The 12,320-nt window shown below is 57.6% G+C and carries 8 protein-coding genes; 3 read left to right on the forward strand and 5 right to left on the reverse strand.

What is annotated here, in order from left to right; translation table 11 throughout:
* The first annotated feature begins 367 nt into the window (after positions 1-367).
* Entirely contained in the window at positions 368-1,255 is an 888-nt protein-coding gene (rhtA, locus tag HF257_RS31590) for a threonine/homoserine exporter RhtA (RefSeq protein ID WP_185710644.1), read from the forward strand.
* A gap of 168 nt (positions 1,256-1,423) precedes the next feature.
* The gene (locus HF257_RS31595) at positions 1,424-1,705 is read left to right on the forward strand and encodes a hypothetical protein (protein WP_185710643.1); all 282 of its coding nucleotides are present in this window, start codon (positions 1,424-1,426) and stop codon (positions 1,703-1,705) included.
* A 305-nt stretch (positions 1,706-2,010) separates the two neighbouring features.
* Here the strand turns inward: HF257_RS31595 and HF257_RS31600 are convergent, their stop codons facing one another.
* The 5 genes from HF257_RS31600 to HF257_RS31620 form a co-directional block, all read right to left on the reverse strand.
* Positions 2,011-3,819, reverse strand: a complete 1,809-nt coding sequence (locus HF257_RS31600) for an aminopeptidase P family protein (RefSeq protein WP_185710642.1) — start codon at positions 3,817-3,819, stop codon at positions 2,011-2,013.
* A 49-nt stretch (positions 3,820-3,868) separates the two neighbouring features.
* Positions 3,869-5,029 (reverse strand): cysteine desulfurase family protein, encoded by a 1,161-nt coding sequence (locus HF257_RS31605; protein ID WP_185710641.1) that lies wholly within the window; start codon positions 5,027-5,029, stop codon positions 3,869-3,871.
* Positions 5,030-5,281: 252 nt separating this feature from the next.
* Positions 5,282-6,661, reverse strand: a complete 1,380-nt coding sequence (locus HF257_RS31610; RefSeq protein ID WP_185710646.1) for a DUF1552 domain-containing protein — start codon at positions 6,659-6,661, stop codon at positions 5,282-5,284.
* Positions 6,662-6,663: 2 nt separating this feature from the next.
* Positions 6,664-10,761 (reverse strand): DUF1592 domain-containing protein, encoded by a 4,098-nt coding sequence (locus tag HF257_RS31615; protein ID WP_185710640.1) that lies wholly within the window; start codon positions 10,759-10,761, stop codon positions 6,664-6,666.
* A 325-nt stretch (positions 10,762-11,086) separates the two neighbouring features.
* Complete coding sequence (locus tag HF257_RS31620; RefSeq protein WP_185710639.1) at positions 11,087-11,356, reverse strand: hypothetical protein; 270 nt, start codon at positions 11,354-11,356, stop codon at positions 11,087-11,089.
* 397 nt (positions 11,357-11,753) lie between these two features.
* Between HF257_RS31620 and msuE the strand changes: the two genes are divergently transcribed.
* Positions 11,754-12,317, forward strand: coding sequence for an FMN reductase (gene msuE, locus HF257_RS31625; RefSeq protein WP_185710638.1), 564 nt, complete (start codon positions 11,754-11,756; stop codon positions 12,315-12,317).
* Positions 12,318-12,320: the final 3 nt, after the last annotated feature.

The following is a 12,320-nucleotide window of genomic DNA, read 5'->3' on the forward strand; positions in this document are numbered from 1 at the left end:
TGCGCTTCCGATCACTCGTTAGCGGGATGCGAATTCTACAGCGTTACACGCTGCTGTCAACACCTCTTTTTCAACTTCTTGCGGGCTTCGATGAGCTGAAGCAACTGACTGCCGAAACCTACATAACTCATTGTTTACCAAGGAGTTTTCCGTTTCGACTGCGCCGGAAGTGGGGCGAATTATAGGCCTCCAGAATCTGCCGTCAAGCCCTTAATTCGAATTTTCTATCAAAGGGCCAAAAATCACTCAACCCTCTCTATATAGAACGATAAACGTCCCAACATGAGCAATATATTGCTCAATTCAAAACAGTTAAGCATCATAGCGCCAGATTCATTTTCCAATACGACCTCGGACAAACACCCCAATGACCACCTCCCCTCGCAGCCTGGCCACGGCACTGTTCCCTATCGGCCTGCTGTTGATCGCCATGGCTTCCGTCCAGTCCGGCGCTTCGCTGGCAAAGAGCATGTTCCCTATCATTGGCGCGCAAGGTACTACTGCTCTACGCCTGATTTTCGCCAGTGTAATCATGCTGCTTCTATTACGGCCATGGCGCGCCAAGCTGACAGCAAAGTCCCTGCGCACCGTTATCGTCTACGGGATGGCATTGGGGGGGATGAACTTTCTCTTCTATATGTCGTTGCGCAGTGTCCCCTTGGGTATTGCAGTCGCCCTCGAATTCACTGGACCGCTTGCGGTAGCAATCTATGCGTCACGTCGGGCGGTCGACTTCCTGTGGATCGCGCTCGCGATCGTCGGCCTGTTGCTGTTGATCCCAATGGGAGAAACCAGCAGCGGCATCGACCTGCTCGGCGTGGCCTACGCACTGGGAGCAGGCGTCTGTTGGGCGCTGTATATCCTGTTTGGCCAAAAGGCCGGCAACGACAACGGCGTGCAGACCGCAGCCCTTGGCGTGATGATCGCGGCATTGTTTGTCGCGCCTTTCGGCATTATCCATGCTGGCGCTGCACTGCTGACACCTGCATTGATCCCGGTCGCCCTTGGCGTGGCCATCCTGTCCACTGCCCTGCCCTACACCCTGGAGATGGTCGCACTGACACGCCTGCCCGCCCGCACCTTCAGCACCCTCATGAGCGTCGAACCGGCATTCGGTGCGCTGTCCGGGCTGCTCTTCCTGCAAGAACACCTGTCCCTGGCGCAATGGCTGGCCATCACCTGCATTATCCTGGCCTCCGCTGGCGCAACACTGACCATGCATAACGAATCAAAACCGCTGGTTCCGGCGGATTGACCGATCTTTGAATGTAGCTCTGGTATTTACCGCTCATTTAGGCCATGTTTAGGCCGTAAACGAATGTCATTCATGGAGAATTTCGACAAGGACAGCGTGAACGCTACACTCGAGAGCGAGTAGAGCCTGCTTCAAAGCATTGTTGCGAAGCGGCTATTAAGGATAGGAATGAAACGAATTTTGATACTGTTAATGGTCGTTGCCGTTGCTGGCTGCGCCGCGACCACCAAGACAGAAGTAAAACGGGGCAAAAAAGGGCTGCATATCAACTGTTCCGGCCTGTCCTCTTCCTGGGACCAGTGCTACACAAGCGCAACCAACTCCTGCGGAGCCAAGGGCTACCGGGTTATCGCCAAGTCGGGCGACAACTCCGAAGAGCCAGGGGACTACCCCTTCGGCCTCAACCCCGCCGGCTATACGAGCCGCAGCATGATCGTCATCTGCAAATAGTCGACCGAGCAGTCATCCTCCGACTGCTCGTATTTAACTTCCGACACCAACCGACCATTCACCCTACAGGCAGTCGATCACGCTCGCCTGACCGTCGTGGGTGAAGCCCCGGCTCAAATCTCGATCGCCAAACGTACGTAAGCGCCATTTGCGAGTAAATCGTAAGCAGCGTTTGCCGTTTGCAGGCCGAATCGACGCTCATCCATGATCGGCTTTCGCTTGCCTGCGCGAGTATCTGACCAGGATGTTCGAGCCCCCTCCCCGTCAATCACCGCGACATGCCCAGGCGCCCGAACTGCAACCGATCAAATAGCGGCCGTACGCACCCGCAACCACTCAAGGCCCGCACCACTGAGCAAAGGACTCAACCGTTCACGCACCTCGGCGTGATAGGCGTTGAACCAATCGCGCTCGTCGCTCGTCAACAGTGACGGCTCCAGGCAACGGGTATCAATTGGACACAAGGTCAGGGTTTCGAACTTGAGGAACTCACCAAATTCGGTTTTGCCCGCCTCCCGATTCAAGACCAGGTTTTCGATGCGCACACCCCAACGTCCCGGGCGGTAAGTCCCCGGCTCGATAGAGGTAATCATCCCAGGCTGCATCGCCGTTTGCGGCGCAGTGGCGGCCTGATAGGCGATCACTTGCGGGCCCTCATGCACATTCAGGAAATAGCCTACGCCGTGTCCTGTACCGTGGCCGTAGTCTACGCCCTCAGCCCAGATCGGAGCACGGGCGATAGCGTCCAGGAGCGGCGACAAGATCCCCTTGGGAAAGTGCGCACGGGACAAGGCAATCACACCCTTGAGCACGCGAGTGCAGTCACGCTTTTGCTCTTCGCTCGGGGTACCGATGGGCACCATCCGCGTGATATCGGTTGTGCCACCCAAGTACTGGCCACCCGAGTCGATCAACAACAAGCCATCACCCTCGATCAGCGCATGCTCTGCTTCAGTAGCGTGGTAGTGCGGCATCGCGCCGTTGGCGTTGTACGCGGCGATAGTGTTGAAACTCAGCGACACATAGCCCGGTCGACGAGTACGCGCAGCAGTCAAGTGCTCATCGATGGTCAGTTCAGTGATGCGCTCACGACCCAACGCACTGTCCAGCCACGCGAAGAATTCGCACAGTGCCGCACCGTCCTGCTCCATGGCTTGGCGGATATGTTCTGCGTCATCCAAGCTCTTGCGGGACTTGGCCAACGTAGTGGGGTTTAATCCCTCTACCAGCTTGACGCCTGGATCGAGGTTTTCCAGCAAACCCGCAGTGACGCGCGCCGGGTCAACCTGCAAGCTGGCACCCGACGGTACAGCACGTAGCGCATCAGCCACTTCGCTGTAGTCGCGCAGGGTGACGCCATCCTGTTTCAGCACAGCCCGCAACTCGGCATCGACTTTGCTCAGCGCGACAAACAAAGTGGCTTGCTGCTGATTGATCAACGCAAAGGACACGAACACCGGGTTGAACGAGACGTCCCCGCCACGCAGGTTGAACAACCAGGCGATGTCGTCCAAAGTCGCGATGAAGTGCCAATCAGCGCCCTTCTCTTTCAGGCTTGCACGCAGTGCACTGAGTTTCTCGCCCCGGCTGACAGTCGCCTGCGGTGGCAAGTGTTGGTAGATCGGCTGGTTCGGCAAGGTAGGACGCTCTTGCCAGACTTCATCCAGCAGGTCGATATCGGTACGCAAACGCGCGCCGCGCTCAGCCAGCTTGGCGCCCAACGTGCGCGCCGAAGCCACAGCCATCACGGCGCCATCTACCGCGACGACCCCGCCCTCAGGCGTCTGTTCTGCCAGCCATTCCAAAGGCCCAGGTTGCCCCGGCTGCAATTTCACCAAGTCGATACCGCTGCCCTTGAGTTCCTTGGTCGCTTGCTCCCAGTAACGGCTGTCAGCCCAAACCCCGGCGAAATCTGCAGTGACAATCAATGTCCCCACCGACCCATGAAACCCCGACAACCATTGCCGCCCCTGCCAGTAACCCGGCAAATATTCGGACAAGTGCGGGTCGGCCGACGGCACCAGCAGGGCATGGATGCCCTCGCGGCTCATCAGTTCACGGGTATGCGCCAGGCGCTGGGGAACCGTTCCATGGGTCAAGGGCTGCGTACTCATTGTGTCTCCTGCTAACCACGAATAATTATTATGTGTTGCGAAAGTTAAATCAGACCGCCCAAAACGCCGGTGCACTGGCGAGTGCCGCCTTGATCAATTGCACGGCTTGGTCGATATCCTGCTCGGTGGTAAACCGGCCCAGGCTCAAGCGAATGGTTCGGCCAGCGCTACGCGCATCATGGCCCAGCGCCAAAAGAACGTGGGACGGCGCATTACTCGCCGAATTGCAGGCAGACGTCGCGGAAAACGCGATACCGGCGCTCAATGCGGCGGAGTTGAACTCGCCTTCGCCAAACGTGAGGCTCAAAGTGTGAGGAATACGCTGCGTAGCGCTGCCGTTAAGACGCACTCCGGCAACCGATGCCAATTGATCCAGCAGGCGCTGGCGCAAGGCTACGATCACCGCCTTCTCTTCATTGAAAGACGTCGCCGCCAAGGCGAACGCGGTGCCCATGCCGGCAATCTGATGGGTCGCCAGGGTACCGGAGCGCAAGCCACCTTCGTGGCCGCCACCGTGAATCTGCGCCAACACCTTCTGCTGCGCCCTAGGCCCGACGTACAGTGCGCCGACTCCTTTGGGGCCATACAACTTGTGGGCGGAAAACGACATCAAATCCACCGGCCACTCGGCCAGGTCGATAGCCACCTTGCCCGCACCTTGCGCGGCGTCCACGTGCAGCAGCGCGCCGTGTTCACGAACCCGTGCGCCAATGGCCGGGATGTCATTGAGGGTACCCAGTTCGTTATTCACCAGCATCAACGACACCAGGAAGGTGTCTTCGCGCAGTGCTTCACTCACCGCTTCGGCAGTGATCAAGCCGTCGGCGTCCGGCACCAGGTAGGTCACGGCCACTCCGGCTTCCTGCAATTGCCGCGCGGTGTCCAGCGTTGCCTTGTGTTCGATCTGGCTGGTGATGATATGCCCACCGGCCACACCACGCGCCTGGGCGACGCCCTTGATCGCAAGGTTGTTGGACTCGGTGGCACCGGAGGTCCAGACGATTTGCTCAGCCTGGGCACCGACCAGATCGGCCACCTGGCGACGCGCCTGCTCGACCGTTTGCCGGGCCGCTTGGCCAAAGGCATGGGAACTGGACGCAGGGTTACCGAAATTGGCGTTGAAGCCCAGGCACTCGACCATCACCTGGATAACTCGCTCATCCACTGGGGTGGTGGCGGCGTAGTCGAAATACAGCGGACGTTTATTCATGACGTTAGAGACTCGCAGAGCAGGTTCCCGAGAGCAGCGCCTCAGGGGCATCGACCGGGACAGAGGTCGTCAGGTTTAACCGATCGAATGCTATTAAAAAAGGGTCACGTAATGTAAATGTGCGTAGGAACGCTCCTGGAATTGAGCTTAACAGCCCGAAGGTTGGGCACGTTAGAACGATTGGGCCTAAATGCAGAAAGCCGAAAAGTTCTCTATTGCGACTTTTCGGCTTTTTAAGCAGTACCTGCATGCTTAGACGTTACTGAATATCCCACTCACCGGGTCGACATTCCCACCATAAGGCACGCTGGTCCCTGCCGCCTTGGCGATGGTGGCCCAGATCCTCTGCATATCCACAAACGTATTGCCAACCACAGGGTTGCCATATTGCTGCCTGTCACCCTGGGCCGTGATGTTGAAATACCGGCCCGCTCCGTCGCCGCTTTTTAACAAACCACTGGCGCCCCCCATCAGGACCAACGGCATATCCAGCGTATGTTCGGGCGCACCGTCGGCCATTTCGCTGGTGAACACAACCAGGGTGTGTTGGAGCAAGTTGTCGCCTGGCACATCAGGGTCGGCATGCATTGCCAATTGGTCCATGAATAGCTTGACGCGCTGGGTATACCACTGTCTCGATTTCTTCCACACATCCAACCCGGCATAGCGGTGAGCGCAGTCATGGGGGTTGGTCACGTCACTGACGTCCAGGATATTCAACGATTCTGCCGAGCGGCCGACCTGGACAGTGGCAACGCGGGTGATCCCGCATGCCAGCGCCGTGGCGACCACCTGATGATGGCTGTTCTGCACCTGGGTACGAAACTGTGCCGACTTGTACGGCACCTCGTCCAGCGCCAAAGGCGAACACTCACCTACGGGCGGCAACACCTCTTCCATGTCCTTCATGGTTTGTTCCACGGACGCCAGCTGTGTATCAAGCTTTTGCTTTTGCGCGCCCCCAAGCCGTCCTCGGACTTCATTGATGTCTGCCAGAACCGGGTCGAACACATGCTTGTTTCGCGACTGTTGCTCACGCACCTCGCGGCTGACGCTCCCGAAGATTTTTTCGTACATCAAAACCGGATCCTGTTCAGGCCTGCGCATCGCGCCACCATTTTCCGGCCCCTCCCACGACACATGCCACGCGGTGCCGTCTATGCCCGAATGCGGCCCGGAATAAAGACTGCGTTGGGACGGATCAGTCCCCGGCATGTGCCGCCCCAACAGCACATCGATCGAGGCCATCTTCTTTTCACGGTCTCGCAGCGCCCAAGTCCAACCGTTATGGCCCTCATTGCCTGGTCCCAAAATCGTGCCACGCAAGTACAGCGATTGGTTCCTATAGGCGGCAAGCTCTTGACTGACTTCGTTAAGCACAAAGTCCGAAGTATCCATGCCACTGGCCCTCGGATGCCAAAGGCCCAGGCCATCGCTGGAGTACGCAGACGCGGAGTCAACCGCCAAGCCATCGGGCACCACAAAAAACACGACTTTGAGCTTGGCTTGCTGGCTCTGCCCAGTCAGGGCCATTCGCGCCAGGCCACATTGGGTCAACGCTGTGACGGCGCCAACGGCCCCTAAACCGGCAAGACCGGCAAGGAACAGACGACGGCTTTTCAAGATATCCATGATCAATCCCTCTGCGTCTTGAATTGGAACGCGTTGGAGGTGCCCAACGTGCGCAACATCATCGGCAATGAGCCCTCTCCTTTGAGCCCGTCGATCATTGCCTTGACCGTCGCGGTAGTGGATTCGTCAGATTTGTTACCCGACGCAAAACGGAAGTAGCTGTCCGCCATGCAGAACAACGACGCCGAGTTGTGCGCGATCAATTTAGAGATACCCCGCACATCCTCGATAGGTACCGTCCCATCGACACTGATAAACGGCCCGGCGGCATTAATCGGCAACTGCGCAGGGAACTGCGCGTAGTTATAGGCCGGTTCCTGCTGCCGATAGCGCCCGGTAGCATCGTAGTGCTCCATCGACGCACCGGTGTCATTCATGTATTGGTGGCACTGCCAGCAACGTCCGCCAGAGGCCTGCTCACCGTTGACCAGGTCCCAACGTTCGCGGGTCGTGATCGCACGCGGCGGGTAGGCCGGCTCCGTCGGCTCGGCCTCAATCGGTGCACCAAACTCTCGGCAGAACAAATTCTCGCGAATTGCAATGCCGCGCTTGACCAGCGAAGTGACCTTGAAGTCAGCGGTAGACGCCTGAAAGAGCCCGAGGTGTAGTAGACCTCCGCGTTTCTCATCCACCGTGACCTTCTGCATTGTGTCGCCCGTTACCCCGCTGATGCCGTAATGCTCGGCCAGCGCTTTGTTCAGGAAGGTCACGCCCGGGTTAAACAACTCATCCAGCGTGCCCTTGCCATCGAGCATCACATGGCGGGTCAACAGCGACTGCTCTAGCGTCATCAGTTGGATCGTCGTCGCATCCAACCCCGGTTTTTCCTGCACACCGCGCTGCGTCTTGATGTAGTAACTGATGAATCGGTTGAATTGCTCCAGGCCCCGCTCGGTGCGCATCATCCGGTCGATCTCTGCTGTAATTTGCGATGGCGTCTGCAGCTCATTGCGCTCGGCCTTGGCCAGCAACTGCGCGTCCGGGGTGGTTCCTTGATAGGTGTAGGACAACGCGGTTGCGGTCTCGTAAGGCGTCAGCTTGTAGACCTCGGTTTTTCCCGACACAGCCTGCCCCAACTCCGAGCGGTAGAGGAAGTTGGGCGACAGCAGTAGCGCTGTCACCAGCGCCTTCTCTCCGTGCGCATCCAGCGTGGCCTGATAACGCGCAAGTTCAACCTCGGTCAAATGACGACGGAACAGTTGGTAGCCCAAAGCACTCACCGCCCCACTGTCGGTGGCCGACTTGAGGTGTTCAAGCTGTTCGGCTGTCACCCTTTCGGCGATCGACACGGCCATGCCATACAGTTGCTTGATGTCTTCGGCCTGCAAGAACCCCATGTCTGCCTCACCGGGGTACTTGAAGTCTTTTTCCGATTTATCCGCCGGCAGTTTCTCGGTGTTGACCTCCACCGCCAGGATATCTTTGACACTGTTGGCGTATTCGTCACGCGTCAGCAGACGTAACTGGCGCTGCCCATGGGCTTCCGTCGACTCCAAGTACGGCGCCCAGACCACGCTAAACAAATGCTTGCTGATCTCGGTGGCGCAGGTGGTATCACAGTGCCCGGCCACCGGCATGCTCTTGATCTGCCGCACCAACGCATCCTGGCCCGCAGCGCTCCACGCCACCGCCATGCGCAGGTTCTTGAAAAACTCCACGGCATGGCACTTGGTGCATGACTCGGCCAGTACCGATTCGCCCAGTTTCGGCTCGTGGCGATACGAGATCGGCGTGAGTTGTTCGTCCTGGCTTTCTTCGTTGATGCGTAGCGTTACCCGCTCCGGTTGTGGCATTTCCTGAGGGTAGAAAGGGTGGAGGATGTCGTACTCCCCGTAGTCGAAAAGCCGTGTGACGCTCTCACCCCAGGGCACTTGCACCACTTCGGGCGCGGCATCCGCAGGCTCTTTTGGCTGTACGGTGAAGTGCCATTTGGCGTCTGTTACGGAGCTCGGCTTCTGAGGCGCCAACACCGTGACTTTTACTTCCAGCTTGATCGGCCGCACACGGTATTGCAGGTTCAATACCTGTTGTTTGTTCTCGGCAGACAAGGTGAGGAGCGTGTTGCGTGTCTGGGGAATCCAGTTTTTCACATCGTTGAGCTGGACCTTGTACGTGCCGTACGCCAACCCGTTGAGCACCAGTGCAGCCTCACTGTCGGCGGGATTAAAGGACGTATGGAACTGACGGGAGTTACCGTCAGGCGAGATCAGCGTGCCACTGATCATTTCGCCCTCCAACTCCGGCGCAGGTGCTAGCATCGGGCGCAAGCTAAGCCGTGTATCCGGCAGGCCTGTGGGGTCATAACTGACGTGATAGATCACCCCCGCGACATCATCGGAGATCAGCAGACTCCCATCGGACAGCTCCAGGAAATCCACAGGCCTGCCTATGCACGAATCATCCAGGCAAGACACATCAAAGCGTTGCGGGTCCTGGATGAAACCGTTGATCAGCGGGATCTGATTAACCACCCGTGTGCCGTCCTGGATAGAGACCAGGCGCACATCCATGCCCGGCCGCTCTGCCGTACCCGCACCGTGCACAGCCACCAGCATATTCTGGGTGCCCGCACGCGCGGGGTAGCCGTTCCAGAATTTCAGCCCCAGCGGCGCCGTGTTGGTGCCTAACTCAAAGGCTGGGGGTACATACTCTTTCGGATCGACCTGTTGCAAGGATTTATCGGAAACAATCGCGCCTTGAACCAAAGTCGGCTGAATGACACTCGGGTCGTTAAACTCTTCTTCGGTAAAGCCTGGCGTGCCTTTGCCGAACAGGTAAGGCACTCCAAAATGCTGGTTGGGGGCGCTGATCCTGTTGATCTCATCAGGGTTGGGATAACCCTGGCGATTGTTGTCGGTGAACCAGATTTCACCGGTCGTGGGGTTCCAGTCGAAACCGACGGAATTACGCACCCCCTTTGCAAGAATTTGCGCTTTGCCTGTCACCGTGTCGTAACGCAGTAACGTGCCGTAACGCGGATCAGCCGGGATCATGCACAGGTTGCAAGGAATACCATTGGCGGTATAGAGGCCCGTGTCGGTCGGGTCCAGCGGGTTGAAATGCAACGGGTGCTTCATATGCCAGAAGCGCGTGCTGGAACCGGAAGCCAGGGAAGGCAATGGAAACACCGAATCATCAGCAGGGAATTTAAGTACCAACTCAGGCGAAGGGTCCTTGTAGTGTGAGTCAGCGTCGCGCAGGCGATAAAGGCCGCCGGTGGTTGAGTAGTACAAGTCGCCATTTCGAAAAACCACCCCGGCTGGCTCCTCCAGCCCGCTGGCGATCACGAAAATACCGGTGGGTTTACCCGCGCTGTCCAGCGGCAAGGCGTAAATCATATCGGCGATTTTTTTGTCGTAGACGTAGGAAGGAATCGCACTGGAGCCGACATAGAGCACGTTCTTGCCCATTGCCATTTGCCGTGGCTGAATCAGCCCTTGGGCAAACAGGCTGATCTTGATTCCCGGCAAACCACTCAACTTGCCCACCTGTACCGGCGGCCGATACTTCAGGGTGACAGCCTGCTCTTCACCTTCATTGCGCAGGAAGGAAACGATACGCGGGGTGTTCAACGGCACAAACCCATCGGCGACATTCATCACCAATTGATAGTCGCAAGCCTTCAAGTTATCGAGATGGACTGTTTCACCCGACTTGGCACTGATCGGGATCTCTTCGGCCTTGCAGCGCAATACCCCAGTAACGACTTGATCGGCACGGGACACACCGGGCAAAGGGTTTGCGAGAGGCGCGCGGCCACTCAAAGTGGTGAAGTTCAGGGTCAGGCGGTTGCCTTGGAAGCCGCCACACTCGCCCAGGTCTTTCCAGGCATCCGGCCAGTGGATCGCGCCGCTGCCAGCGGGCAAACCAGGGTTGTAATCGGTTTGACGACACCATTGCCAACTCCCAATACCAAGGGGGGCCTCGTCATCCTTCCAGCACTCAAACTGTCGACCGATGTTTTGTACCTGGTCGGCCTCTACGTAGACCTTACCTGCTTCATAGGCTGGCGCCGTACAGGCCGCTGCAAACGCTTCAGAACCCAGCAAGGCAAACAACACCCCCCAGCCACAACTCAACAACCCGAACGACCTCTCCATGACTCACGGCCTCATTGGCAGGCCAGGTATAGCTCCATCGAAGAACGACTGCACAGTTTCACGATCCCGTCAGAAAGCGCCTGGCAGGGCTGCGGGCCAAAAAAGGCCGACGCACCCCGACGATCCAAATGGGAATGTCTTGCAAGGCTATTCCACTGCGAAACCAAGACATGGCCTAAAGCCATAGGGTCAGGAAGCGACAGACACTCGACTCGAACACTCGCCTGCACGATTCAGGCGAATTGACTAACTACTCGTAAGTTCTAGTTGGGATATATCGCAACGTCAAACCCGAATATCTACCTGCCCTGCCATCGAGAAGGTTTCAGCTCTGACGACCACTGCGCTGAGCCGCACGTTGCGCATTCATCTCAGCCTGTTGATCAAAACCAAACGCCTTCCGTGGCTGGCCGGTCAATTCGGCGCGCTGGCGTTGATAGTCATCAAATGACAACCCGCGACGCCCCAACGCTTCCAGCGCCAACTGTTTGGTTTCTTCCGCCGTATAAGGACGCAAGTCTGGCGAAGGATGAGTCGCACATCCGGCGAGGACGGAGATGGCAAGCAATAGGGAAACAGTGAGGAATCGGTTCATGGCGGCGGCTCTGCGAAGTAGGTTTAAGTCAATGAACACAGGCTACTCCCGCCCCTTCGCAGTGAAAAATCACCTCCCGTGATAGTTGCTATCAACCGCCGAGACACCTTCGATAGCGATCAATTCATATTTCTATATGATCTATAAATATGGAAATACGTTCGTTTACGGAATAACCATAACCCTCTATAAATGGTTTTACACGAAACTCCACTGTTCGCCACGCAACTGTTGCCCAGGCAACAGCCATTCAACAAATCAGCAGGCTGACAACATCAGCTTTTTCAGCAGTGAGCGCGCAGCCCACGCCAATCAAGGCTTGCATCCGTTGGTACAGCTCTTGCTCAACAGGTTGCACTACTCCTGCTACGAACCACTGTTGAAAAAGGAACTGTTCATGACCCGTCCCCTGAATGTCGTTGCCCTCTCCGGCGGAACCTGGCGCCCATCCCGCACCCTGGTGCTGACCCAGGCCGTGCTGGCCGAACTGGCCACTTTGCTGCCGATCCAAAGCACTGTGATCGAGTTGGGCGACATCGCTCGCCCATTGGGCGGTGCACTGTCGCGCGATGAACTGCCCGCCGACGTCGAAGCCCAACTGTTGGCCATCGAACAGGCCGACCTGCTGATCGTCGCCGCGCCGGTCTATCGCGGCTCCTACCCAGGCCTGCTCAAACATCTATTCGACTTGGTTGGCCTCAATGCGCTGATCAACACCCCGGTGCTGCTGGCGGCCACCGGCGGCAGCGACCGCCACGCGCTGGTACTCGATCACCAACTGCGTCCGCTGTTCAGTTTCTTCCAGGCACTAACCTTGCCGATCGGCGTGTACGCCACCGAGGCCGACTTCACCGACTACCAAATAACCAGCGAATTATTAAAAGCCCGGATTCAACTGGCGGCAGAACGCGCAGCACCTTTGTTTGCAGCGCACTCCCCTTCTCTGCTGAAAATCGCTTAAGGA

The organism is Pseudomonas cremoris (genome assembly GCF_014230465.1).

Bases quoted from the DNA above. Each gene is read 5' to 3' on its own strand.
- HF257_RS31600 (WP_185710642.1), bottom strand. From the start codon at position 3,819: ATGAGTACGCAGCCCTTGACCCATGGAACGGTTCCCCAGCGCCTGGCG.
- rhtA (WP_185710644.1), top strand. From the start codon at position 368: ATGACCACCTCCCCTCGCAGCCTGGCCACGGCACTGTTCCCTATCGGC.
- HF257_RS31615 (WP_185710640.1), bottom strand. From the start codon at position 10,761: ATGGAGAGGTCGTTCGGGTTGTTGAGTTGTGGCTGGGGGGTGTTGTTT.
- HF257_RS31610 (WP_185710646.1), bottom strand. From the start codon at position 6,661: ATGGATATCTTGAAAAGCCGTCGTCTGTTCCTTGCCGGTCTTGCCGGT.
- HF257_RS31620 (WP_185710639.1), bottom strand. From the start codon at position 11,356: ATGAACCGATTCCTCACTGTTTCCCTATTGCTTGCCATCTCCGTCCTC.
- HF257_RS31595 (WP_185710643.1), top strand. From the start codon at position 1,424: ATGAAACGAATTTTGATACTGTTAATGGTCGTTGCCGTTGCTGGCTGC.
- HF257_RS31605 (WP_185710641.1), bottom strand. From the start codon at position 5,029: ATGAATAAACGTCCGCTGTATTTCGACTACGCCGCCACCACCCCAGTG.
- msuE (WP_185710638.1), top strand. From the start codon at position 11,754: ATGACCCGTCCCCTGAATGTCGTTGCCCTCTCCGGCGGAACCTGGCGC.